Origin of the sequence: Ochrobactrum sp. XJ1, assembly GCF_024701725.1 — a bacterium.
GTDB lineage: Bacteria > Pseudomonadota > Alphaproteobacteria > Rhizobiales > Rhizobiaceae > Brucella > Brucella anthropi.
In genome coordinates, this window is record NZ_VDGD01000005.1 from 161,601 (window position 1) to 186,712 (window position 25,112).

Below are 25,112 nucleotides of genomic sequence, written 5' to 3' on the forward strand. Positions count from 1 at the left end.
GAAGTCCCTCTCCGCAAGAAAGTCCCATGCAACCACTCGCTGGATTTTGGGGCTGAAGACCGCGCAATATGAAGCCTATCAGGCGATTTCGAGGCTTTCGAAACGCGCAAGCAAGGGGACAAGTGACAGGCATGGCAGTGAGCAACAAAGCAAGCATTGACAAGCTGATGGCGGAGCAAGTGCCGAACGACAGCCGGCATGCGCGTCAGCTCGTCCGGCGCCAGCAGATTGCGGAAACTGTAATGGCCGAAGGCTCGATGCGTATCGAGGACCTCACCGAACGGTTCGGCATCAGCCTGATGACAGCGCATCGCGACGTCGATGAACTGGTAAGCCGTGGCCTGTTTCGCAAGTCGCGCGGCATCGTGTCGGCTGCGCCCACAAGCCTGATCGAGGCAAGCGATCTTTATCGCGTTACCCGCCAGTCGGAAGAAAAGAAACTGATCGCCGAAGCTGCAATGCAGTTCGTTGAACCGGGACAGGCCATTTTCTTCGACGATTCCACCACTGTTCTGCAAATGGTGCCGCATCTTCCCGGCAAGGGACCGCTCACCGTCATCACCAATTCGCTGATCCTGATGAACGAGGTGCGTGACATCAAGGATGTGACGCTGCTCGGCCTTGGCGGTCAGCTCTATAACTGGTGCAACGCATTCGTCGGCGGCATGACGATCCACGAAATTCGTCGTCTTCGCGCCGATGTAGCGTTCATTTCGATTGCAGCGATCACCGACGACCTTCTGTTCCATCAGTCGCCGGAAATGGTGGAAACCAAGCGTGCCATGCTGGACTGCGCCGCCAAGCGCATTCTTCTGGCTGATCACACAAAATTCGAGCGCCGCGCTTTGCATAATTTCGGGGCACTCAGCGACTTTGATGTCGTCATCGTGGATGAAGATACGCCTTTCGCGCATATCGAGCGCATGGAGGCGCAAGGCATCAACGTGGTGGTTGCCCGCGCCAATGCCCGGACAGGCGGCAAGCAAGAATAGCCCGCGCATATTTATCAGGAATACGATACATGCCCTCTCTGCTCGGAATCGACAGCGGACTGACCGTCACCAAAGCCGTATTGTTCGATATTGACGGAACCACCCTTGCCGTTGCGCGCCGTCGCGTGGCGCAATCCTTTCCGCGCGCCCGTCATGTCGAACGCGACATGGATGAATTCTGGAATGCAACAGCGGATGCGATTGCCGAAGCTATAGCCAAAAGCGGGCGGCCTGCTTCGGACATTCTGGCCATCGCCACCACAGCGCATGGTGATGGCATCTACATGCTCGACAAGGACCGCCGTCCGCTTGGCGCAGGGATATTGTCGCTCGACAGCCGCGCTGTCGATGTTGCGGAGCGTTGGGTCAATAGTCCCGTTGCAGAGCAGGCCATCACTACCACGGGTCAGCTTCCCCATGCATCGGCTCCATCCGCCATTCTGGCATGGGTGAAGGATAACGAACCGGAACGCTTTGGCCGCATCGCGCATGTGATCGCCTGCAAGGACTGGCTGCGCTTTTGCCTGACCGGCGATGTGGGCACGGATCGCACTGAAGCCTCGACCTCCTTCACCGATGTCAACACGCAGGAATATTCGAAAGAAGCACTGGCCCTTTTCGGGCTGGATGCGCTTTGGGATGCGCTGCCACCCATGTCGCGTTCCGATGAAATTGTGGGTAGCGTCTCGGGCGAATGCGCGGAACGCACCGGCCTCGTTGCCGGAACACCGGTTGTCGGTGGCTTGCACGATGTCACCGCTTCAGCACTTGGCGTCGGCGGGCTTGGCATCGGGACCGTTGCCGTGGTTGCCGGGACCTATTCCATCAACGAAACGCTGTCTTCCGAACCGCGTGTCGACAAAAGCTGGTTCTGCCGCAATGGCATTGCGCCGGGCGAATGGAACAATATGTCGATCTCGCCCGCATCGACGGCCAATTATGACTGGTTTCTCGACAAGCTCTGCCCGGCAGAACGGCGCGAGGCAGAGGAAACAGGGCGTTCCATCCACGACATGCTGCGCCCGGAAATCGATGCGGCACTGGCAAAGCCTTCGACGGCAATGTTCCATCCCTACCTCTTCGGTTCGCCCTATGGAGCGATGGCGAGCGGTGCGTTTTTCGGTCTGCGCGGCTGGCAGGATCGGGGCGACATGCTGCGCGCGATATGGGAAGGCATTGCCTTCAATCATCGTATCCATGTCGATCACCTGAAAGACGGGTTTGCAATCTCCGTCGCGCGCCTCACTGGTGGCGTGTCGCGCAGTCCGGCTTTCGCGCAGATGTTCGCCAATGTTTTCGGCATGCCCGTTACCGTCACGGATACGGACGAGGCCGCTGCCTGGGGTGCTGCCCTTTGCGCTGGCAAGGGCGCTGGTGTCTTTGCCGATGTTTACAGCGATCCGCGCGATCTCGATGCCATAGGCCGCACCTATGAGCCGGATGCGGCGCGAAGCGCGCTTTATGAAAAGCGCTATCAGCTTTTCAGGGAGATTGCATCGGCGCTTGGACCGATCTGGCCGAAGATCGAAGCGCTCACGGATTGAAATAAACGGCGTGTCCCGCGCCTCAGAGCATGTCTCCCGAAAGTGGGAACCGGTTTCGGGATAAAGACATGCGTAAAAACAAAGAGATAGAGCATTTCCGATGATATGAGAAAAGCAGGGAATGCTCTAGAGAGACAGTAAGATGAATGACTTCGCAGGCAATGCCGAAATGAAAAGCCGTATCGGACAACTCGAGACCGAGGGCGTAGATGTGCTCATCCTTGGCGCGGGGGTTAACGGAGCAGGCCTTTATCGCGATCTTTGCGAGCAAGGCGTTAGCTGTTTCATTGTCGACAAGGCGGATTTTGGTTCAGGGACAAGTGCTGCGCCGTCGCGGCTTATCCATGGTGGTCTCAAATATCTGGAAACGGGCGAGTTCGGGCTTGTGGCCCAGTCCACCCTCGAGCGCAACCTGCTCCTGAAGAATGCGCCGCACAATGTCGAGCCGCTGCCGACTTTCATTCCTGTCTTCTCATGGACCAAGGGCATCACGGCCGCGCTGCGCACCCTGTTCGGCTCGACGACCGCGCCACGCAGCCGTGGCGCCGTGCTGATCAAGATCGGTCTGGCACTTTACGATTATTTTGGTGCGCGCGAGCGCGTCATGCCACGTCACCGTTTTCTGTTGAAGGAGATGGCGACGAAGGAAATGCCCTATATCACGCCTGCAATCGTGGCGGGCGGCATCTATCACGATGCGAAGGTCAGCCAGCCGGAACGTCTGGTCTATGAACTCGTCAGCGACGGGCTGCGCGCCAATCCGAAAAGCGCTGCCGCCAATTTCACGACGCTGGTTTCCGCCGAGAACGGCCTTATCGGCTTTGAAGGGCCGGATGGCGTAAAATTCGCGGTGAGGCCGAAGCTGGTCATCAACGCGGCTGGCCCATGGATCGACCGGGTCAATGCTGCACTCGGCAAGCCGACCAAGATGATCGGTGGCACCAAGGGTTCGCATATTCTTGTCGATCACCCCGAACTGGTGAAGAGCCTCAACGGACGAATGATCTATTTCGAGGCGGATGACGGGCGCATCTGTCTCGTCTACGACTATCACGGTCTGGCGCTGGTGGGTTCCACCGATATTCCATCGGACGATCCGGACAATGTGCGTTGCGACGATCATGAAACCGACTATTTCATCGACAGCCTGCGTTCGCTGCTGCCGAAGCTCAAATTCGACCGCAGCCAGATTGTCTACACTTATAGCGGCATCCGCCCGCTTCCAGCGTCCAATGCTTCCGAACCGGGTTTGATCAGTCGCGATCATTCCGCGCCTGTCATCGAGCCGGATAACCAACGGCCATTCGCGGTCATTTCGCTGGTCGGCGGTAAGTGGGCCACATTCCGCGGCTTTGCCGAGGAAGTGGCCGACAAGGTTCTGGGCCGGTTCGACAAGACGCGGCAAGTGTCAACGCGCAACCTCCCCATAGGGGGCGGCAGGGACTATCCGTCCGACGATCGCGCCCGCAAGGCTTGGGTGACGAAATACGCCACCGAAACAAGATTGCCCGCCGCACGGGTTGAGACCCTGTTGAAGCGCTATGGCAGCACGGCCTTGCCGATCCTCCGCGAGGAAGCCGGGGTAACGGTTGCGATGCTGCCTGAAACCGACACGGTCAGCGCGACGGAAATCGCATGGATCGCACGCAACGAGCTTGTCGTGCATCTGGCGGATGTCGTTTTGCGACGCACCACACTTGCAATCGACGGGGCGCTGACGACCGGCAATCTTGCTGCAATCGCCGATATTCTGGCGCGGGAGCTTAGCTGGGACGATCCGCGCAAGGCGCAGGAAATCGAAGCGGTCAACACAGAACTTGCGAAACGGCATAACGTGATTTTGCAGCGGAACCCGGCCAAAAGGCGCTGAACAGTCCGTGAAGTTGATCTATGTTGCGTTGTGAACAGGAAAGGAAACGCCTCATGGATATCAAGCGAAACGGAACCGATCCTTCGGGAAAAGGCCCAGCCGACTGGTTTACGGGCAATGTCCGTATCGATCCGCTGTTTTCTCCCAATAATGCCCGGCGGGCTGCGGCTGCGACCGTAACCTTTGAGCCCGGCGCCCGCACTGCCTGGCACACGCATCCGCTTGGCCAGACCCTGATCGTGACCGCCGGGCTTGGCCTCGTGCAACGCGAAGGCGGACCGATTGAAGAAATCCGGCCCGGCGATGTGGTCTGGTTTGAGCCGGGCGAGAAACACTGGCACGGCGCATCCGCGAGCAATGCCATGACTCATATAGCCATTCAAGAACAGCTCGACGGCAAAGTCGTTGACTGGATGGAGCATGTCAGCGACCTGCAATATGGCGGTGGGAAATAAATTTCGCCCCGGTTTTGCGCAGCTTTCAGAAGTCGGCCCGACCGATCAATGGTCAAGGGTTGCGCAAAACGCAAAGATGATTGCGCATATTGCGAACAGGCGTTTCCTGTTTCCCCTATCATGTTGTTCTCAATAAAAACAAAGGGGAGAAGATAATGAAACGCCTATTTCTTTTGCTTGCAGCAAGCGTCGCCAGCCTTGCCAGCGTGCAGGCGCATGCCGCTGAAGGGGCAAACTGCAAGGCACCCAAATTCTCCGATGTCGGCTGGACCGACATTACTGCAACGACGGCGCTCGCTTCTCTGCTGCTTGAAAAAGCCGGATACGAGCCGCAGACAACCATCCTTTCCGTGCCGGTCACCTTCCAGTCGCTGGAAAATGGACAGATCGATATTTTCCTCGGCAACTGGATGCCGCTTCAGGAAGAAGCGCGCAAACCCTATCTTGAAGGCAAGAAGATCGAGCAGGCTGGCGTCAATCTCGAAGGCGCAAAGATCGGTCTTGCTGCGACGGGCAAGGATCTTGGCATCAAGAATTATGCCGATATCGCAAAATTCAAGGACCAGCTTGGCGGCAAGATTTACGGCATCGAGGCTGGCAGCAGCGCCAACGCCACGATCCAATCGATGGTCGAGCAGGACAAGTTCGGCCTGAAGGATTTCCAGCTCGCGGAATCGAGCGAGCAGGCCATGCTCTCGCAGGTTCAAAATGCGGTGCGCAAGGATGAGCCCGTTGTGTTCTTTGCCTGGACACCGCATCCGATGAACATTCGCTACAAGCTCACCTATCTGGAAAATGGTGAAAACCTGTTCGGACCGGATGATGGTGCGGCAACCGTCGAAACACTGACCCGCAAAGGTTATGCAACCGACTGTCCCAACGTCTCGCGCTTTGTGTCGAACCTGAAGTTCAACACGGATATGGAAAGCACGATGATGAACATGATCCTGAACGATGGCATGGAAGCCAAGGATGCCGTCACGAAATGGATCAAGGAGAACCCGGCGCAGCTTGATGCGTGGCTTGACGGCGTGACCACTTTCGACGGCAAACCAGCACTTGCTGAGGTGAAGTCGGGGCTGGGCCTTTAAGTAAGGGTGCCTTTACTGCCGCAGCTTGCTCGGCGACTGACCGAAATGCCGCTTGAAGGCGCGTGACAGTGAACTGATCGACGAAAAGCCGGTCTGTTCCGCTGTATCCGCCATGGAAAGATGCGTATCGAGGATCAGGCGCCGGGCTGCTTTCAGCCGGAGCGACAGGTAGTAATTGCCCGGTGACTGCCCGATCACATTGGCGAACAGCAATTCAAGGCTTCGTGTGGAAAGGCCAAGTCTTCGGGCGATGCTCGACACCGGGATCGGGAGGTCGATATGGGTTTCCATGATTTTTATGGCATCTGCCAGTCGCGGTTCGCGGTTAAGCAAACGGCCAAGGGATACCAGCGGCTGTGCGTCGGAAGCCTGTTTCACCTCATCGTAGATGTAGAGGCTCGCCACATCCAGCGCGATGGAATAGCCGTGGCGGGCGCGAATGAGTGCCAGCATCACGTCGAGCGCCGGGGCAGCGCCTCCGGTTGTCAGAAAAGCTCCATCCCGCACCCAGCGATCCGATTGCATTTCGACTTCCGGGAAGCGCTGCGAAAATGCTTCCATGTCCTCCCAGTGCGTCGTTGCCTTGCGTCCGTTGAGCAATCCCGCCTTTGCCAGCACCCATGATCCGGCTTCCACACCCACGACGAGTTTCGATTGCTTGGCCGCCTGGCGCAGCATGGCGAGAAGCTTCGGCGTCGCATGTTCCAGCGCATGAAAAGCGCTGACGATAATGAGAATGTCCTGCGCGCCGACCTCGAAACGGCCATTGGCCGCAACTTTGAGGCCGCTGGATGTGACGGGATCGCTGCCATCCGGTGACACCACCCGCCAGCGATAAAGCGAGCGGCCCGTCACGCGGTTGGCGCCGCGCATTGGGTCCAGCGTTGCGGCCAGCGACATCAGCGAACAATCCGGCAGGACCAGCAGGGTAACGCTCAGTTCTTCGTCGGAGGGTTCAAAGATCATACGTTTCGTTCTTCGCCAAATAGATTTCGTAAAATGATAATCCCGGCATTTCGCGACCTGTCAAGCTCGGCGAAAATTGAGGGAAACGATCATGCCTTTAAAGCCCGCCCGCGAAATATTCATCACTGCTGCCGTCACCGGTGCCGGAGCCACCACGCACCGCTCAAACAAGGTGCCGATCACGCCGCGCCAGATTGCGGATGCGGCCATTGAAAGTGCGGAAGCAGGTGCCGCCGTTGCGCATATTCATGTGCGCGATCCGGAAACGGGTGAACCATCGCGCAAGCTGGAGCTTTTCCGCGAGGTTGTGGACCACATCCGGGCGTCCGGTGTCGATATCGTGCTGAACCTGACTGCAGGCGTTGGCGGTGATCTGGTCTTTGGGTCGCCAGAAGCTCCACTGCCACCCGATGCCGCCAAGACCGATATGGCGGGCGCGACGGAACGGCTTGCTCATGTCGCTGAACTCTTGCCGGAAATCTGCACGCTGGATTGCGGCACGATGAATTTCGGCGAGGGCGATTACGTGATGACCAACACGCCTGCTATGCTCAGGGAAATGGCCGGACAGATACAACGGCTTGGCGTGCGTCCGGAGATCGAGATTTTCGACACCGGCCATCTGCCGCTCGCCCAATGGCTGCAACAGCAGGGTCTGCTTGATGACCCGGTTCTGGTGCAGCTGTGCATGGGTATTCCATGGGGCGCGCCGGACGATCTGGCGACGCTGGTTTCCATCGTCCACAACCTGCCGGACAACTGGATTTTCTCGGCGTTTTCCATTGGCCGCAATCAGTTGCCTTATGCGGCCCTTGCCGTGCTGGCGGGTGGCAATATCCGTGTGGGTCTCGAAGACAATATCTGGCTCGACAAGGGTGTTCTAGCGTCGAATGGCGATCTGGTCGAACGGGCCAAAGCCATCGCCGTTAATATGGGAACGAAAGTTCTGACGCCTGCTGAAGTCCGCGAAAAACTCAAGCTTACAAAGCGCTGGTGATATCCATGAACAGCCATCCTCCCAAGATTGCCTGCATCGGCAGCGGTGTCATCGGCAGCGGCTGGGCCGCACGCTTTCTGCTGAACGGTTTCGACGTTGCCGTTTACGATCCGTCGCCCGATGCAAAGGCGACGACCGAACACATTCTCGATAATGCACGCAAAGCGCTGGCGGCGCTGACCACCGCGCGCCTTCCGCAGGAGGGGCAACTGTCCTTTTCCGCTTCGCTGGCAGAGGCGGTGGCAGGCGCGGCGCTTATTCAGGAAAGCGTTCCCGAACGCCTTGACCTTAAACTTGCCGTGCTGGCGGAGATTGAAGCCGCTTGCGCAGACGATGCACTGATCGCCTCGTCCACTTCCGGCTTTCTTCCAAGCAAGTTGCAGGCTGGGTTGCGGCATCCGGAGCGCCTCTTGATCGCGCATCCCTATAATCCCGTTTACCTGTTGCCACTGGTGGAACTCGTGCCGGGTGAAAAGACCAGCGGATCGACAATTGAAAGAGCGTCCGCGCTCTACCGTCTGACCGGAATGGAGCCGGTCGTTCTTGAAAAGGAAATCGACGCTTTTGTTGGCGACAGGCTTCTGGAAGCGCTGTGGCGAGAGGCCTTGTGGCTCGTGCGCGACGGCATCGCCACGGTCGAGCAGATTGACGACATCATCCGCTATTCGTTCGGGCTTCGCTGGGCGCAGATGGGGCTGTTCCAGACCTATCGCATTGCCGGCGGTCCGGCAGGTATGCGACACTTCCTCGCCCAGTTCGGGCCTGCGCTACAATGGCCATGGACGAAGCTGACAGATGTGCCCGATCTTGATGACAGCCTGATCAGCCGCATCGCGGATCAGTCGGACGAGCAGAATGAAGGGCTTTCAATCCACGATCTGGAACGGATTCGTGACGAAAATCTGGTTGCGATCATTCGCGCTCTCGCGCATCAGCAGAACGGCAAGGGTTGGGGCGCGGGCGCGCTTCTCAATGCCTATACTGCACGGCTCGATGGGGCGGGCTCTTCCAAGGCAGGTTCCGGCCCGTTGCGTCTTCTGGATGCGCGCGTGATTCCGGAGTGGATCGACTATAACGGGCATATGACCGAGCATCGTTATCTCGATGTATTCGGCCAGACGACCGACAGGTTTCTGGCACATATCGGTGTGGACGAAGCCTATCTGAAATCCGGTCACAGCTACTACACGGTCGAAACCCATATCATGCATCGCGGCGAGGCCAAGGTAGGCGATGCGCTACATGTGGAAACGCAGTTGCTCTCCTTTGACGAGAAACGCGCGCATGTCTTTCACAGTCTGAGGCGGGGCGATACGGAAATCGCCAGCGCCGAGCAGATGCTGCTGCATGTCGATAGCACAGTGGGCAAGGCGGTCGCTGCGAAGGCCGGAATTCTGGCCGCATTGGAGGGGCTTTCTCATGCACACCGTGAGATGCCGACACCGATCGCCGTCGGGCGGCATGTTGGAAGACGGGGGTGAACGACGTCTATAATTTTCAGTGAAATCAAGGTGCTGATCCAGGATCGACGCTTTGGTTTTTGTCGTGCTTGACATTTAATCAATCGATTGATTAAATCATGATATGAGCAAAGCGAAACATACAAGGCAAGAGCCTCCGTCACCTTCGGTCGATCAGACGCGAGCGGCGCTGATCCACGCGGCCTTGCAACTATTTGGCTCGAAGGGTTTCGATGCCACATCGACGCGTGAGATTGCCGGTCTGGCTAAGGCGAATATCGGTTCCATCGCGTATCATTTCGGCGGCAAGGAAGGGCTGCGACTGGCGGCGGCAGACTATATTGTCGAAACGATACAAGGCATAGCCGGGCAGGCGCTTGGACATCACGGTGTGATCAGTGCACCTGCCGAAACGAAGGAAACGGCCCGCCAGCAGCTCGGTCTGGCGCTGGAGCGGATGACGCATTTCATCGTCGCGCAACCACAGTCCGGCGAGATCGTTCAGTTTCTCTTGCGCGAACTGGCGCATCCGACCGCAGCACTCGATCGCATCTATTCCGGTGTTTTCGAGCCGACGCACAAAAGGCTTTGCGCCATCTGGGAAGTCGCGACGGGCGAACCTGCCGAGAGCGAGGCCACACGGCTTCTCATCTTCACCCTGCTTGGGCAGATCGTTTATTTCCGCATTGGCCGGGAAGCTGTGAAACGGCGCATGGGCTGGTCCACGATGGGCGCGGAAGAGGCGGCGGCTGTCGCGGCAATCGCACGCCAGAATTTGATGGCCATTCTCGCAGCGAAGGATGCCATCAAAGACGGCGAGGTGAAAGCATGAGTATTCTCTGTATTGTTCCTTTCGCCTCTTATCTTTTCGCCGCATGCAGCGCGCAGCCCCTTGCTGTTGGTTACGTTGAGGGGGAATTCGTGCAGCTTGCGCCGCTGGAAGTGGCGCAGGTTCAGTCCGTTGCCGTCAGGCGTGGGGATCGTGTCGAGCCGGGCAAGCCCATAGCAATGACGGAGGATGCGGACGCAAAGATCGCCGTCGCGCAGGCCGAGGCAGCATTGGCGCAGGCACGCGCGCAACTGGCGGATTTGCAGGTTGGCAAGCGCCCCGATGAAATTGCAGTTCTGGAAGCGGCGGTCAGGACGGCCAAAGCACAGGCAGACGATGCCCAGCGAACCCTTTTGCGCACGCAAGACCTGACGAAACGTGGAGTGATGACACAGGCGCAGCTTGACGATGCGGCCACCAAGGTCGAAGTGGCTGAGGCCTCGATCAATCAGGCCACAGCCAATCTGGCGGTCGGTCGATTGCCCGCGCGCCCCGAAGAAATCAAGGCGGCAGAGAATGCCGTCAAAAGTGCCGAAGCGCAGCTGGATTCCGCACGCTGGCATCTGACCAAGCGAACGATTGAAGCACCTGCGCCGGGCCGGATCACCGATGTCATCCGCAATCCAGGCGATATTGCCGGTCCGTCTGCGCCGGTTTTGACGATGCTGCCCGATGGTGCGGTCAAGCTGAAGGTCTACATACCGGAAGACAAGTTCTCGACCGTGCGGGTGGGCGATACGCTGTCCGTGCGCTGCGATGGTTGCGCGCCCGGCCTGCAAGCCCGTGTGAGCTATGTTTCGCCCGATCCAGAATTCACGCCGCCCGTCATCTACTCGCTCGAAACGCGCCAGAAGCTTGTCTATCTTGTCGAGGCGCATCCTGTCGATCCCGCATCGCCTTTGCAGCCCGGCCAGATCGTGGATGTCGATCTGGCTGCCCGATAGGCGGAGGCGGCCATGGCGAACGCTATCGATGTCAAAGGTCTCGTCAAGCGGTTCGGTGACGCTACGGTCGTCGACCATGTGAGCATGTCGGTGGCCGAAGGTGAGATTGTCGGCTTTCTGGGGCCGAACGGTTCGGGCAAGACGACCACCATCCGCATAATGTGCGGGCTGCTGACGCCCGACGAGGGTGAAGGCAAGGTGCTTGGTTTCGATCTTCGTACCGAAGGGCTGAAGATCAAGCGTGAAGTCGGCTACATGACGCAGCGCTTTTCATTCTATGAAGACCTGACAATTGCCGAGAACCTTGAATTCGTTGCGCGTCTCTACCGGTTGAAGCCAGTGAAGGAGCATGTGGCACGGACACTTGAGGAACTGGGCCTGACATCACGCGGAGACCAGCTGGCGGGCACGCTTTCCGGCGGCTGGAAACAGCGGTTGGCACTGGCAGCCTGTATCATGCACAAGCCAAAGCTTCTGCTGCTGGATGAACCAACTGCCGGGGTTGATCCGAAGGCGCGGCGCGACTTCTGGGACGAGATACATCGCCTCGCCGATGGCGGGCTGACTGTGCTCGTTTCGACCCATTACATGGATGAGGCCGAACGCTGCCACCGCATCAGCTATATTTCCTATGGCAAGCTATTGGCGACGGGAACCGTCCGGGACGTTATCGATAAGGCAGGGCTGACAACCTTTATCGTCAACGGTCCGAGGCTCGGCGAAGTGGCGCGCGAACTGGAGGGCGAACCGGGTGTCGAGCAGGTTGCACCTTTTGGTGCGTCGCTCCATGTCGTGGGGTCCGACAGGGTGAAGCTTGAGGCGGCTCTGGAAAAGATCAGGCATCGTGAAGGAATTACCGTCGAGGCGGGTGAAACCAGCCTTGAAGATGTGTTCATCCAGTTCATGGCCAATGCGCAGGACAATATGTCGAAGGGCAGAAGTTCAGGGAGCGATAAGCAATGAGCGGCTGGTTCTCGTTTGAGCGTCTTGGCGCGATGCTGGTGAAGGAATTCATCCAGATGCGGCGTGACCGCATCACCTTCGCCATGATGCTGGTCGTCCCGTTGATGCAGCTGCTGCTCTTCGGCTTTGCCATCAACAATGATCCGAAGAGCCTGCCGAGCGCACTGGTCGCGACCAGCCAGGATCACTATACGCGCGCCATGATTTCTGCGCTGGAAACCACAGGCTATTACCGTTTCGACCATGTCGTGCAAAGTGCGGCGGAAGCCGAGGCGTTGATTGCCGATGGAACGGTTTCCTTCGTGGTGACAATCCCGTCGGATTTCGCAAGGCGTGTCGATGCCGGCGAACAGCCGCAAATTCTGATCGAGGCCGACGCGACCGATCCGTCAGTGGCAAGCGGTGCCATTTCCACGCTTGGAACCGTCGCAGGTCAGGCGCTCCTGCGTGAACAGGGCAAGCAGGCCGAAGCCGCAGATGCCGCGCGAAGCCAGCTACAGGTCATCGTGCATCGGCGTTACAACCCGGAAGGCGTATCGCAATACAATATCGTTCCCGGCCTGCTGGGCGTCATCCTGCAAATGACCATGGTGATGATGACGGCTATGGCACTGACCCGTGAGACCGAACGCGGCACGATGGAAAACCTGCTTGCCATGCCCGCCACGCCTGCCGAAATCATGCTGGGCAAGGTTCTGCCATTTCTGGTCGTCGGCGGCGTGCAGGTTGTGGTCGTGCTGGTCGCGGCAAAGCTTCTGTTCGGCGTGCCCTTTGTGGGATCGCTGGCACTTCTCCTGACCTGCGTGCTGATCTTCGTCCTGTCGCTGGTCCTGCTCGGCTACACGATCTCGACGGCATCGCGCACACAGATGCAGGCCATGCAGCTTACCTTCTTTTTCTTTCTGCCATCGCTGATGCTGTCCGGTTTCATGTTCCCGTTTCGGGGTATGCCTGATTGGGCGCAGGCGTTGGGCGAAATTTTTCCGCTGACGCATTTTCTGCGGATCGTCCGCGCAGTCATGCTTAAGGGCGCCCACCTTTCCGACATCGCCGGAGAGGTGAACGCCCTCATATTTTTCGTGTTCCTGTTTGCGTCGCTGGCGCTTTTGCGCTTCAGGAGAACGTTGGATTAGCAGGCCGATGGCGCCAGCGCTGTTTTCGGGCGGCGGGACAGTGTGAACAACAGTCCTGCCGCTGCCAGAAGACCGCCTGCGACGGGAATGGCTGCATAGCCATAGCCTGCGCTGATGACGCCGCCGCCAAGGGCCGCGCCCACCGCATTGCCGAGGTTGAACGCACCGATATTGATCGACGATGCCAGCCCCGGTGCTTCCGATGCAGCCTGCATCACGCGGGTCTGAACCGGAGGAACGATGGCGAAGGCCGCCGCACCCCAGGCGAGCAGGCCGATTGCTGCGCCGATATGGCTTCCCAGCAGGAACGGCAGTGCCAGACTGATGATGGCAAGTGCTGCAAGAAATATCCGTGTCGCGCCATTGAGCGACCAGTCTGCGAGGCGTCCGCCGAGCGCGTTGCCGATAGTGAAGCCCACGCCGATAAGAATAAGCGCCAGCGTCACGAAGCCTTCCGAAGCGCCGGTAAGGTCGGTCAGTACAGGTGCTACATAGGTGTAGAGCGTGAACATGGCGCCAGCGCCCATGACGGTTGTTGCGAGCGACATCAGCACGGTCGGGCGCATCAGGACGCCAAGCTCGCGCCGGATGTCGGGCATCTTGCCTGCTTCACCGCGCGGCAGTGAAAGCCAGAGCGCCGAGATGGCGAGCAGACCCAGAACAGCAGTACCGGCAAATGACATGCGCCAGCCGATCTGCTGGCCGATCCAGGTCGCAGCCGGGACGCCGCCGATATTGGCAATTGTCAGACCCATGAACATGGTGGCAACCGCGCTTGCCCGCTTTTCAGGAGGCACGACGCTGGCTGCAACAATGGAACCGAGGCCGAAAAATGCACCGTGATTGAGGCTTGTTACCAAGCGTGCTGCAAGCAGCGTCCAGTAGTCCGGTGCGAGAGCCGACAGGATGTTGCCAAGCGTGAAGATACCCATCAGCAGCATCAGGGCCGTGCGTTTGCCGAACCGCCCGAAGGCAAGCGTCATGATCGGTGCGCCGACCATCACGCCGATGGCATAGGCGCTGACCAGAAGCCCGGCTGTCGGGATGGAAACGTCAACGCCGTCGGCAATGACCGGCAGCAGACCCATAGGTGCAAATTCAGTGGTGCCAATACCGAAGGCACCGATTGCAAGCGCCAGAAGCGGCCAGTTGAAACCGGCCGTCTTCGTCGCGCTGTCGTGAGACGTCATCGTGCTCATCATAGTCTCCGTTATTTGTCCCAGACTGGGGCCAGACCTTCGGGGCTGACCAGTCGTCCATCGGGACGGGCGAGTTTGGAAATCGCTGTCATGTCTTCAGCACTGAGCTCAAAGTCGAATATGTCGAAATTTTCAGCGACACGCTCGGGCTTGGCCGTCTTGGAAAGGGCGATGAAGCCGCGTTCAATCAGCCAGCGCAGACCGACCTGAGCTGCAGTCTTGCCGTATCGGGCGCCAATGGCCTGCAAGATGGGGTCGCGCGGCACTGCGCCATCAGCCATACCGTAATAGGCGGTGATAGCGACGCCTGCTGCCTTTGCGGCCTCGGCTACAGCATTCTGGTCGAGATAGGGATGGACCTCGATCTGGTTGGTGACGATGGGCGCGGCACTGCGAAGGATAGACTCTTTCATTTGCGCGACATTCTGATTGCTCACGCCAATGAAGCGCGTCTTGCCTGCCGTTTGCACTGTGTTCAGCATGTCAATCTGGTCGGCAATAGCCACCTTGTCGGCAGGCCAGTGCAGAAGCAGAAGGTCGACCTGATCCACTTTCAGCTTGTCGAGGCTTTCGTCGACGGATGTATTGAATTTGTCAGGACTGTAATTATCGACCCAGACTTTCGTGGTGAGGAACAGGTCCTCGCGTCGTGCGCCGGCCTTTTCCAGTGCGCGCCCGAGAGCAGCCTCGTTCTGGTAGATCTGCGCCGTGTCGAAATGGCGGAAGCCAGCTTCCAGCGCTGCTGGAACAACGTTTTCCACTTCCGCATCCGTCATGCGGAAAACACCGAAGCCGAGCGCGGGTATGGCCGCGCCGTGTGCGTTCACGATTTTCATATTATCTCCTGTTGACTGGCCTTCGGCGTTTCGCGTGAAGAGCGCGAGCTTGGGAGGCTCATGCTTCGGGCCGTCATTTTGTTGATCCTGTACCAAGCAGCTTTCGGTCAGGTTTGATTTCGTGAAGCAGAAATAGGATAATCGCGCGGGCTTGAAAATCCGCTCGGAAACCACATTATCTGTGAAACGGTTTCATAGATGGAGCGGGCGATGGATAATCGCGTTGGTGAAATGCAGGTCTTTCTGCGGGTGGTGGAAACAGGCAGTTTCTCCGAAGCGGCCCGTCTTCTGCGCATGAACCCTTCGACCATCAGCAAGCTCATATCCCGTATCGAAGCAAGGCTCGGCGTGCGGCTTTTGGAACGCTCGTCCCGCCGCCTGTCGCTGACGACCGAGGGGCAGATTTATTATGAGCGTAGTCAGGGGCTGCTGCGCGATTTCGAGGAAGTCGAACGCGAACTTTCGCAAGGTTCTGCAAGCACGGGCGGTACGGTCCGCGTCAATGCATCGGTTGCATTGGGCACGCTGGCGCTGGAGCCTTTGTTGCCAGAATTTCTGTCAGCCTATCCGAATATCGTGATCGACCTGTCCCTGTCGGACGAGCTGGTTGATCTTTATCTTGATCGCACCGATGTGGCTTTCCGTATAGGCACCTTGCCCAATTCCAGCATGATGGCGCGCAAGCTTGGCACGGCTCGGCGCAAGATCGTGACGGCTCCCGCCTATCTGGAACGCTGCGGGATGCCGTTGACCATAGATGATCTCATTGATCACAATTGCATCGGTTTCAATTTCCGCCGTGCAGCACCTGTATGGCCGCTGAAGGAAAGCGGTCGCATCGTGGATCGCGCGGTCTACGGTTCGCTGCTGGCCAATAATGGGGAGACGGTCCGGCGCATGGCGGTCGCGGGGCTGGGGCTCGCTCGTATCGGCGATTATCACGCGCGGAACGACCTCGCGTCTGGCGCATTGGTGGAGGTTCTGGCCGAGGCGGTGGAGAATGACATAGAGGAAGTACACGCCGTATTTCTTGGCGGCGCGCGACTGCCGCAACGGGTCCGTGTCTTCCTCGATTTTGTAGTGCCGCGTCTGCAGGCTTATCTCGCAGCTCAGTAGAGTCTTTTTGCTCGAATCATTGGCAATGATCCCCGGAAACGTCGAATTTCCGGTGTAAAACGTGCGCTTCATCCAAAATAATTAGCTTTCCGATAGCCCAACGATTTCAGCTTGTTGCTGATGCGAACCCCTATGATCACGGGTTAGTGCTCCGCTTTTGTGTTGACTATTAACACTCCGTTAACCACAGTTTGTTGCAATATGTTACAAAGCGTTATCACTCAGTTGTCAGAACGAGGTGTGGATTGAGCAAAAACCGGCAGACCAGACAGCAATCCTTGCAGGCAAGGGGGAGGTCTGCCGTGGCTGACATGACGTCGTTCTGGGGGCTGATGCGCGCCTATTGGGTTTCCGACCGCTGGAAGGAAGCCTGGGTTCTCACCATCGCAATCTTCCTGATGACGGCCTTTGTGAGCAAGACCACCGTATGGGTGGCCGAGGCCTCGGGCCTGCTCATGAATTCCATTGTTAACGTCAACACTGCGCCTGTTCAGCATCCTCTCATGACCATTGCCGCCAATGCGGGCATTCTTGTTCTGCTGATGCTGGCAAAGGATGTGATGCTGGTCGGTTCCCGCCATTTCCTGTCCACGACGCTGCACCGTAAATGGCGCAAATGGCTGAACGACCAGTTCTCCACTGCGCTTTTGAACGGCAAGCATACACATTTCCATCTGCAACAGGGCAGGGGCAAGGATCAGCCCGACAATATCGATCAGCGTCTGCAGGAATCGATCAAGGGCATGACCGGCGGGGCCATCGGCCTCGTCATGGGCATTGTCGGTGTGTTCCTGTCTGCTTTCTTCATCGGCCAGAAGCTGATCGAAATGTCCACCCACGTGGAGGGGCTGGATTTCCTCGGCAGTTATGGCAGCGCCGTTTTGGCCTTTGCTGCGATCGTGATCTACGTCCCGCTCGGAACGCTGGTCGCGATCAAGATCGGCAAGCGTCTGGAGCGCCTCAATCTCGGCATCCAAAAGGCCGAAGGTTCCTATCGTGGCGAGTGGACAACGCTGCTGCGTCGCAGTTTCCAGATTTCGGCATCCGGCGGTGAGGCCGTCCAGCGGTCGGTCAACGACCGTCTCTACAAGGATGTCGATGGCACCTGGAACCGGCTCAATCGTTTCGATGCTGCCTATCTCGCCTTCTCGCAAGCCTATGGCTTTCTGTCGAACCGTATCGTTGCCTATATTCCGGGCCTTCTGCCCTATATGAGCGGTTCCGTCAGTTTCCGGAACTATGTAACGGGCGCGGAACTCGTCGCAGCAATGATCAACGATTGCTCGTGGTTCATTCAGGTGATGCCGGCGATTGCCAATCTGCGCGCCAATGCGGGCCGCGTGATCGGCCTCGCGCAGGCTATCGAGAATGTTCAGGACCCGACCGATTTCTACAGCCGCTCCGGTATCAATCGCTTCGCTTTTGCTGAACAGCATCCGCGTTTCGGCCTGTCGGTACGCAATCTCACCCTCATGCAGGGACCGGATAGCGAAGCACCGTTCCTGCGCTCTGGCGTGATCAATATTCGTTCAGGCGACTGGGTCTATATGCGCGGTGAATCCGGTTCGGGCAAAACTTCCTTCGTAAAGGCGCTGAACGGCCTGTGGCCATATGGTACCGGCGATATCATTTATCCGCAGAATGCCACCTCGTTTTATGCGACCCAGGAGGCCAAGTTCCCCTCCGTCTCATTGAAGCAGCTTGTCAGCCTGCCCGCCGATGAGAGCCTGTTCAGCGATCTCGCTGTTGCTGCCGTCCTGCATGAGGCGGGGCTGGGTGAATTCATCGAGCGTATGAATGACGCCGATGCCGATGGCACGCCTTGGGATATGGTTCTTTCCGGCGGCCAGAAGCAGAAGATCGTGCTGGCGCGCATTCTCCTGCACAAGCCGTCGATTATCTTCCTCGACGAGGCAACCGGTGCCCTCGATCCGGCTTCCAAGATGCGGTTCCATGAGGCGCTGAAGACGCGCTGCCCGCAAGCCATCGTCATCAGCATCATGCATGAGGACAAGCTGCCGCGGCTCGAAAACGGCCAGAACGTCTATTCGCATGTGCTGGATATCCGCAACGGCTATGTCTCGCTGCTTCCGGTCCATTTCGATACAATGCCGGATGTGGTTGCCGAAACGCCCCTTATCGCCGCCGAATAAAGCCTGTCTCATCGCTCGAAACACCGTAGAGTTGCAAAAGTCCAAATTTGGACTATATTCTGATCTGGACGATCGGAGGCAATTATGGCCAGAAGCAATACGGTGTTGAAGACAATGATAGGCAAGGGGCCTGATGTTCTCGACGCGGCTCGTTTTTCTCCTCATTCGCGCAAGCGATTGAGCGGGCCGGGCCTGCGTACATTTCTGACCATTGCCGATCTGTGGGGGCTGGACGAGCAGCAACGGCTGATGGTGCTGGGTCTGCCTTCCAGATCAACCTATTACAACTGGGTGAAGGCGGTGCGCGAGCATCGCGATATCACGCTGGATGTGGATGTGCTGATGCGCTTGTCCGCCGTGCTTGGCATTCATCAGGCGCTGGGCGTACTTTATCCAGATGGGAAAGCTGGTATCCGCTGGCTGCACACGCCCAATCAGTCCGGTGTCTTCGGCGGTCATCCGCCGTTGAGCCTGATAACAAGCGGTCTGCAGGATGGCTTGCTGACAGCTCGCCGGTTTCTGGATGCGGCGCGCGGCGGCCTTTATATGGAACCGAACGAACTGGATCGCGAGTTCCGACCTTATCGCGATGAAGACGTGGTGTTCTCGTGAAGCGCAATCCCGCGCCACAGCCAAGCTATCGCCTAATCCCGTCGCGTTTCCCGCCGATTGGTCTTTTTGACACGGTTGCCACTGCTGCCGATCTGGAAGCGGTGATGGAACTGGCTGGCTGGACGAATGACCGTCTTCTCAGTGAACGATTGCAGCGCCTTCCCCATGAGGAGTGGGTGTTCGGCAGGCCCAATTCCAGCATCGTCATGGCGACGTTTCTGCATGTCGCGCCGGGCGGCATGCGCTTCAATGGTCCTGAGCTTGGCGCCTGGTATGCGGCGGCGCGGCTGACCACGTCCGTCGTCGAGGTTGCGCACCACATGCGTCGCGAAACCGTTGCGATACAGCAGGACAGTCTGGCTCGCACCTTTCGGGTCTATACGGCGAAGCTGGAAGAGGATTTCATCGATATATGCGGCGAACAGGCGACACTACCTGCTGTTTATGATCCGGCAGATTACGCTGCGTCACAGAAGTTCGGCGAGGAGATGCGCGAGAGTGGCGAGTTCGGAATTCTGTTCGACAGTTTGCGCCACGATGGCGGTATCAATGCCGTAGCATTTCGTCCGAGCCGGATCGCTGAGGTAACGCAGGGCGACCATTATGAAATCACGGTCGAAAGAGCATCGCCGCGCATTCAGGCGAAGAAGCTTAGTGCCTGAAAAGGCAGGCGTTGCCGCCTGCCTCAGCTGACCCGATTATGACCACCCATATTCCTCATCGAGATCCTGAAATTTCTTCAGATCAACGATGTCGCAATATTGCTGATAGGTGATCATATCGCCGGAGCGGGCCTTCGGCGTACCGTCGCGCTTGAGGACTGACAGCGTGTCGCTCACCGCCTTCACCGCCGAGAAAAGCGTTGAAAGTGCATAGAATACGACGTTGAAGCCCATCTGTTCGAGGTCGGTGGCCGTCAGAGCCACGGTTTCGTTGCCGTCGACAATGCTGACGACCTTCGGCCCGTCGACGTGGCGGGCGACAGCTTCGACTTCCGCGATGGTCTTGATGCCGTCGACGAAAACAAGATCGACACCCGTATCCTGATACATTTTCGCGCGACGGATGGCTTCTTCCGCACCGGCCGCAGGCATGGCGTCGGTGCGGGCGATCAGGAGCAGGTCCTTGTCGGCGCGCGCCGCAATCGCGCATTTGAGGCGGCGCACATTTTCTTCTGCGGGGATCAGCCGGATACCGGCAAGCTGGCCACAGCGTTTCGGCGCCATCTGGTCTTCCAGATGAATGGCGGCAACACCGGACTGGATATATTCCTCCACCGTACGAACGATATTGGCCGGGCCGCCGTAACCAGTATCGGCATCAGCGATGACCGGAATATCCACCACGCGGGTCATATCCCGCGCATGGGTTGTCATTTCGGTCTGTGTGAGAAGACCCAGATCGGGCGTGCCGAGGCGGCTTGCCGTCGCGCCGAACCCGGTCATGTAAATGGCCGGAAACCCTGCCTGCTGCACGAGACGAGCGGTCAACGGATCGGGTGCGCCCGGCGCCTGAATGATGCGACCGGTTTCGATGAGGCTTTTCAGGGTCTTTGCCTGCGTCATCATTGTCTCCTTATCGCCCGCCCGAAACGTCAAGCACAACACCGGTAATATAGGCCGCTCCCGGCGACAGCAGCCAGATGGCTGCGTCTGCAACTTCGTCGGCAGTTCCAAGCCGCTTCAACGGAATGAGGTCGGCCATTTTCGCGATACTGGCGGGATCGGCAAAGACGTCCTTCTGGATTTCAGTGTCGATCACGCCGGGCGCCAGTGCATTGACGCGGATTTCCGGCGCAAGCTCCTTGGCGAGTGCGTAGGTGTAGGAAGCGATTGCTCCCTTGGTCGTCGCATAGGCGATATTGCCGACCATGCCGCCGGTACGGCCGGCGATGGAAGACAGGCCAACAATCGATTTACTCGGCTTGATGCCCGGATTGTTGAGGAAAGCACTGGAAACGTAGAATACACTTTTCAGATTGACGGCCAGCACCCGATCCAGTTCGTCCGCATCGAAGTCCTTCACGGTCATGCGCTGACCGATGATGCCTGCGTTGTTGACGAGATGATCGATGCCACCCCATTTGGCGGCGATATCATGCGCTGCGCGATCAACTGCGGCCTTGTCAGAGACATCCACAATGGCCGTCAGAACCTGCTCGCCATGTTTGTCCGCCATTTCCTGCAGGCGCGCGCCGTTCACATCCCAAAGCACTATCTTGGCCTTGAGCGCGATGAGTTTTTCAGCAACGGCCTTGCCAATGCCCGATGCACCGCCGGTGACAAGCACCACCCGGTCTGCAAAAAAATCGACTAGAAACGCTGTTGAACTTGTCGTCATGAAATACTCCTCCTCGAAGATGGACGCTGTTGCGCGCCCATAGGTCACCGAAGAGAATCTGCAGACTCAACCATTCGGCGACAGTGGCTTTAAAAGCCATGTGCGGACACTTCTGTCAATCTAAGGTACAAGATTTTGTATGCTACTTGTAAAGTAGTTGTTTGCACGCTAATCATTGCAGTGGGAGTGAGACGATAACGGCCGGATCAGTGCTCGTGGCCTGTCCGTGATCGGGATTGCCTATCTGTTGGAAGTGAGCCGGATTGGCCTCGGTTCCATTTCCGCTGATGAAGCTCTGAACGGGAGCGCGCATTAACGTGTGACAGCTCCCGCAAAGATTATTGCATGCCGCTCATGCTGGAACGTGAGCGGAGACCTGGGAGGACATCGTGGTCAATTCCACTCTGAGTGCGGTCGGCGCAACGCCCGACCTGCGCGACAGCACCATTCGCAAGCTCAATCTGCGGATCGTTCTGTTCTGCTTTATCTGCTTTATCGTCAACTATCTCGACCGTGTGAATATCGGCTACGCCGCGCTTCACATGAACAATGATATCGGCCTGACACCCTATATGTTCGGCATCGGTGCGGGTATTTTCTTCATTGGCTATATGCTGTTCGAAGTGCCGAGCAACATGATGCTGCACAAGCTCGGCTCGCGCGTCTGGATTGCGCGCATCATGGTCACGTGGGGGATCGTGTCCTGCGCCATGGCTTTCGTGCAGGGCCCGGTTTCGTTCTATGTTCTGCGCTTCCTGCTTGGCGTGGCAGAAGCCGGTTTTGCGCCGGGCGTTCTGCTTTATCTGACCTACTGGTTCCCGGCCAAGGAACGTGGTCGCGCAACGGCCCTGTTCATGACTGCAACCGTGCTTTCCATCGTCGTGGGCGCACCGTTCTCCGGCTGGCTGATGGATGCGGGCGAGGGGCTTTTCGGTTTGCATGGCTGGCAGGCGATGTTCATTCTTGAAGGGCTTCCCGCCGTGATCCTCGGTGTCGTGACCTTCTTCTATCTGGTCGACAGTCCGGAAAAGGACAAGCGTTGGCTGACCGCCGACGAACGCGCATGGCTGATGGCCGAACTTGCCAAGGAAAATGCAGGCAAGCAGGCCGATACCCGTCACTCGCTGAAAGAAGTGTTCAGCGATTACCGCGTCTGGCTTCTGACGCTGGTTTATATGTTCAACGGTATCGCTGTTTACGGCGTGATCATGTGGTTGCCGCAGATCGTAAAGAGCCTTGGCGATTATACCGCAGCGCAGACCGGGCTCATTTCGGCCATTCCGTTCGTGTTTGCCGCGATCGGACTTGTCGTGATTTCGCGCAGTTCGGATCGTACCGGCGAGCGCAAGATCCACACGGCAATTGCCGGCCTGTTCGGCGGTGTCTTTCTTGCCGCCAGCGCGCTGGCTCCGTCGCCGATCCTGAGCCTCGTGCTCCTGTCGGTCTGCGCGTTCTTCCTGTGGTCCTATCTCGGCGTGTTCTGGACGCTGCCGACGCAATTCCTGTCCGGCGCCGCTGCTGCTGGTGGACTTGCGGCCATCAATGGCTTTGCGCAGCTTGGCGGGTTCACAGGGCCCTATCTGGTCGGCTGGGTCAAATCCACGACTGACAGCTTCTCGCTGTCGCTGCTGGCTTTGTCCATCTTCCCGATCCTTGGCTTCTTCCTCTGCATGAGCCTGAAAGCCAAACGGGACTAATCAGATTGACGGGTCCGGTTTTCGGCCGGGCCCGTCATCGTTGATGGGTGTAATTTGAATGCGGTTTCAACCGCTCTATACGTCGCAATAAGGCGTCTGTAAGATTCGGACATGAGAGAGATTCGAGGCAAGAGCAAGAAGTCGCTGGCAAGCAGCATCGCCGAACGTATTCGCGGTGCCATTGTCGATGCAGAGTTTCAATTCGGAGAGAACCTCTCCGAAGACATGCTCGCTGCGGCTTTCGATGTCAGTCGCACGCCGGTGCGCGAGGCACTCAACATTCTGCAGATGCAAGAACTGGTTCACATCGTTCCGAAGTCCGGCACCTATGTTTTCACGCCGACGCAGGAAGATATAGCCGAGCTTTGCGATTTCCGCGTCGGGCTGGAAGATCAGGCCATGCGGTTGGCGCTAATCGGCAATCGCAAGAAGCTCGTCTCTCAATTGAAAAAGCAGTACGATCTTATGCGTGCGGCAATAGATGAGGACGATCTGCGCGCTTACGGGCGTTGCGACACCGAATTCCATCTGGCCTTTTTCCGCGTCTGCGGTAATCGCTATCTCGCCCGTGCCTATGACAGCATTCTGGGGCGCGTCGCAGCCTTGCGGACACATCTTGCCATCGGTGCCGAAGGCGAGCCTGCGCGATCCTTCGCCGACCATGCCACCATCATCGAGCTGGCCGATGCCGACAAGCCCGAGGAATTGCGGGAAATACTGGAGGCGCACATCATGCGCACCAAGACCAATTATTTGAATGCTTTCAATCGGCTGCCTCGTCAGCCGGGGGACAGCCGCACGATGCGGCTGCGCCGACAGTTGTCGCTGACGAACGAGTAACAACCATTCAGGTCAGACGGCCCACTCCACATCCGTCGTAAATGCGATGGTCAACCACCGGTCCGGTCCCTCACCGCCGAGTGCATCACCGATTTCGTCGCGTAACGCATCCCACTCCTCGAGCTTTCGTGGCGGAAGATCGGACGGAACGATGAAATAGAGTTCGATCTGCTTGCCGCGACCGACCTTGGCGACATAAGCGCGGTATGACAGAAAGCCGTTGCGTTTGACGAACTCTTCCGCAACCGCATCGACATGCTGCTTAAGGTCGACAGGCGTAACAAGAAATATGTCAGCCAATGCCTGTCTGATCGTGCCGACTGGCATGGGGATGATGACAAGACAAACAACCGCGAGAACTGCCGGATCGATATAGGGCGTCAGCCAGCCGAGTTCTGTTCCTTCAATGGCATAGCCGACCGAAAAAGCGATCAGAAGTGCCGCGGTTATGCCGCCGGACATGATCCAGGCTTTGGCATCGAGTGCGACGAAATCTGATTTTAGGGTTCGGTTTGCACGCATTTCCAGGAGTGCCATACCGAGGCAGGCAATCAGGGCAACGACAGCATAGAAAATCGCGTAGCTGAATTCGAGATCGCGTCCGCCATCCATCAGGCTGCCGACTGCGTTGATGAGCGCGTAGATCGCAACGCCGGTGAGCATCATACCGTTAAGGGCAAGCACCATCGGTTCGAGATGCCAGAAGCCCATTGTGAAGCGATCGCGCAATTTTCCGCGTGGCTGTTCCGGCAAGGCAGAAAGGGCGATGAGGCGTGAGACGAGGAGAGCTAATCCGCTCATCGCAGCATCAGCCAGCATGTAAACACCATCGAAAACGATAGAAAATGAGCCGGATAACAGGCCGAAAACGACACCGAAACCAGCAACCAGAATAGTAACCGCTATGGAAATTTGAAGAATAGATTGTTCACTACGCAATTTTTACTCCGATATAAACCGCATGCAACGCGGTTTGGTTTCAGATGCGTATTTCTACGTGCTGAACCAATTCCGCGTTGCACGACAAATCTACACCAGCGGCCTGAATCTGACAAATCGCGTCAAATCTTGAATA

General features: G+C 57.8%; 23 protein-coding genes. 17 read left to right on the forward strand and 6 right to left on the reverse strand.

What is annotated here, in order from left to right; translation table 11 throughout:
- Nucleotides 1-131 precede the first annotated feature (131 nt).
- The 5 genes from FG152_RS10510 (at nucleotide 132) to choX (ending at nucleotide 5,952) form a co-directional block, all read left to right on the forward strand.
- A complete protein-coding gene (locus FG152_RS10510; protein ID WP_010660876.1) occupies nucleotides 132-992 on the forward strand; it encodes a DeoR/GlpR family DNA-binding transcription regulator in 861 nt (286 codons plus the stop codon).
- A gap of 29 nt (nucleotides 993-1,021) precedes the next feature.
- Nucleotides 1,022-2,536: an FGGY-family carbohydrate kinase gene (locus FG152_RS10515; protein ID WP_498986409.1), complete on the forward strand. Its 1,515-nt coding sequence runs from the start codon at nucleotides 1,022-1,024 to the stop codon at nucleotides 2,534-2,536.
- A gap of 142 nt (nucleotides 2,537-2,678) precedes the next feature.
- On the forward strand, nucleotides 2,679-4,406 hold the full coding sequence (locus FG152_RS10520; RefSeq protein WP_498986412.1) for a glycerol-3-phosphate dehydrogenase/oxidase: 1,728 nt from the start codon (nucleotides 2,679-2,681) through the stop codon (nucleotides 4,404-4,406).
- A 53-nt stretch (nucleotides 4,407-4,459) separates the two neighbouring features.
- Nucleotides 4,460-4,861, forward strand: coding sequence for a (R)-mandelonitrile lyase (locus tag FG152_RS10525; protein ID WP_029928103.1), 402 nt, complete (start codon nucleotides 4,460-4,462; stop codon nucleotides 4,859-4,861).
- Nucleotides 4,862-5,016: 155 nt separating this feature from the next.
- Nucleotides 5,017-5,952, forward strand: coding sequence for a choline ABC transporter substrate-binding protein (choX, locus tag FG152_RS10530; RefSeq protein WP_010660880.1), 936 nt, complete (start codon nucleotides 5,017-5,019; stop codon nucleotides 5,950-5,952).
- 12 nt (nucleotides 5,953-5,964) lie between these two features.
- On the opposite strand, the gene FG152_RS10535 is transcribed toward choX, so the two are convergent.
- A complete protein-coding gene (locus FG152_RS10535) occupies nucleotides 5,965-6,918 on the reverse strand; it encodes a GlxA family transcriptional regulator (RefSeq protein WP_029928101.1) in 954 nt (317 codons plus the stop codon).
- Between the two features lie 91 nt (nucleotides 6,919-7,009).
- Here FG152_RS10535 and FG152_RS10540 point away from each other — a divergent pair, with 91 nt between their 5' ends.
- From FG152_RS10540 to FG152_RS10565, 6 genes are all read left to right on the forward strand, one after another.
- Nucleotides 7,010-7,915, forward strand: a complete 906-nt coding sequence (locus FG152_RS10540) for a beta-keto acid cleavage family enzyme (protein ID WP_010660882.1) — start codon at nucleotides 7,010-7,012, stop codon at nucleotides 7,913-7,915.
- Nucleotides 7,916-7,920: 5 nt separating this feature from the next.
- Nucleotides 7,921-9,396 (forward strand): carnitine 3-dehydrogenase, encoded by a 1,476-nt coding sequence (locus FG152_RS10545; protein WP_029928099.1) that lies wholly within the window; start codon nucleotides 7,921-7,923, stop codon nucleotides 9,394-9,396.
- Between the two features lie 103 nt (nucleotides 9,397-9,499).
- On the forward strand, nucleotides 9,500-10,207 hold the full coding sequence (locus FG152_RS10550; RefSeq protein WP_011982665.1) for a DUF1956 domain-containing protein: 708 nt from the start codon (nucleotides 9,500-9,502) through the stop codon (nucleotides 10,205-10,207).
- Entirely contained in the window at nucleotides 10,204-11,148 is a 945-nt protein-coding gene (locus FG152_RS10555) for an HlyD family secretion protein (RefSeq protein WP_029928097.1), read from the forward strand. The genes FG152_RS10550 and FG152_RS10555 overlap by 4 nt, the downstream gene beginning before the upstream one ends.
- A gap of 12 nt (nucleotides 11,149-11,160) precedes the next feature.
- A complete protein-coding gene (locus tag FG152_RS10560; RefSeq protein WP_029928094.1) occupies nucleotides 11,161-12,111 on the forward strand; it encodes an ABC transporter ATP-binding protein in 951 nt (316 codons plus the stop codon).
- Complete coding sequence (locus tag FG152_RS10565; protein ID WP_029928093.1) at nucleotides 12,108-13,244, forward strand: ABC transporter permease; 1,137 nt, start codon at nucleotides 12,108-12,110, stop codon at nucleotides 13,242-13,244. The genes FG152_RS10560 and FG152_RS10565 overlap by 4 nt, the downstream gene beginning before the upstream one ends.
- On the opposite strand, the gene FG152_RS10570 is transcribed toward FG152_RS10565, so the two are convergent.
- Complete coding sequence (locus FG152_RS10570; RefSeq protein WP_029928091.1) at nucleotides 13,241-14,443, reverse strand: MFS transporter; 1,203 nt, start codon at nucleotides 14,441-14,443, stop codon at nucleotides 13,241-13,243. The two genes, FG152_RS10565 and FG152_RS10570, sit on opposite strands and share 4 nt — an antisense overlap.
- Nucleotides 14,444-14,454: 11 nt before the next feature.
- Entirely contained in the window at nucleotides 14,455-15,279 is an 825-nt protein-coding gene (locus FG152_RS10575) for an aldo/keto reductase (RefSeq protein ID WP_036587155.1), read from the reverse strand.
- A gap of 210 nt (nucleotides 15,280-15,489) precedes the next feature.
- Between FG152_RS10575 and FG152_RS10580 the strand changes: the two genes are divergently transcribed.
- The 4 genes from FG152_RS10580 to FG152_RS10595 all read left to right on the forward strand — a co-directional run bounded on the left by FG152_RS10580 (nucleotide 15,490) and on the right by FG152_RS10595 (nucleotide 19,822).
- Nucleotides 15,490-16,395, forward strand: a complete 906-nt coding sequence (locus FG152_RS10580) for a LysR family transcriptional regulator (RefSeq protein WP_278524699.1) — start codon at nucleotides 15,490-15,492, stop codon at nucleotides 16,393-16,395.
- Nucleotides 16,396-16,697: 302 nt separating this feature from the next.
- Entirely contained in the window at nucleotides 16,698-18,548 is a 1,851-nt protein-coding gene (locus FG152_RS10585) for an ABC transporter ATP-binding protein/permease (RefSeq protein ID WP_029376203.1), read from the forward strand.
- 84 nt (nucleotides 18,549-18,632) lie between these two features.
- Nucleotides 18,633-19,160: an MbcA/ParS/Xre antitoxin family protein gene (locus FG152_RS10590; protein WP_029928086.1), complete on the forward strand. Its 528-nt coding sequence runs from the start codon at nucleotides 18,633-18,635 to the stop codon at nucleotides 19,158-19,160.
- Nucleotides 19,157-19,822, forward strand: coding sequence for an RES family NAD+ phosphorylase (locus tag FG152_RS10595; protein WP_010660893.1), 666 nt, complete (start codon nucleotides 19,157-19,159; stop codon nucleotides 19,820-19,822). Before FG152_RS10590 ends, FG152_RS10595 begins: the two co-directional genes overlap by 4 nt.
- Nucleotides 19,823-19,858: 36 nt before the next feature.
- Here FG152_RS10595 and FG152_RS10600 read toward each other — a convergent pair whose 3' ends face one another.
- Together FG152_RS10600 and FG152_RS10605 are read right to left on the reverse strand one after the other, a co-directional pair.
- On the reverse strand, nucleotides 19,859-20,725 hold the full coding sequence (locus FG152_RS10600) for an isocitrate lyase/PEP mutase family protein (RefSeq protein ID WP_029928084.1): 867 nt from the start codon (nucleotides 20,723-20,725) through the stop codon (nucleotides 19,859-19,861).
- Nucleotides 20,726-20,735: 10 nt separating this feature from the next.
- Entirely contained in the window at nucleotides 20,736-21,500 is a 765-nt protein-coding gene (locus tag FG152_RS10605) for an SDR family NAD(P)-dependent oxidoreductase (protein WP_029928081.1), read from the reverse strand.
- A 389-nt stretch (nucleotides 21,501-21,889) separates the two neighbouring features.
- Here FG152_RS10605 and FG152_RS10610 point away from each other — a divergent pair, with 389 nt between their 5' ends.
- Nucleotides 21,890-23,197 carry an MFS transporter gene (locus FG152_RS10610; RefSeq protein WP_010660896.1) on the forward strand — a complete coding sequence of 436 codons (1,308 nt, stop codon included), beginning with the start codon at nucleotides 21,890-21,892 and terminating at the stop codon, nucleotides 23,195-23,197.
- Nucleotides 23,198-23,308: 111 nt separating this feature from the next.
- Nucleotides 23,309-24,037, forward strand: a complete 729-nt coding sequence (locus FG152_RS10615) for a GntR family transcriptional regulator (RefSeq protein ID WP_011982676.1) — start codon at nucleotides 23,309-23,311, stop codon at nucleotides 24,035-24,037.
- A gap of 12 nt (nucleotides 24,038-24,049) precedes the next feature.
- On the opposite strand, the gene FG152_RS10620 is transcribed toward FG152_RS10615, so the two are convergent.
- The gene (locus FG152_RS10620) at nucleotides 24,050-24,976 is read right to left on the reverse strand and encodes a cation diffusion facilitator family transporter (RefSeq protein WP_498986425.1); all 927 of its coding nucleotides are present in this window, start codon (nucleotides 24,974-24,976) and stop codon (nucleotides 24,050-24,052) included.
- Nucleotides 24,977-25,112: the final 136 nt, after the last annotated feature.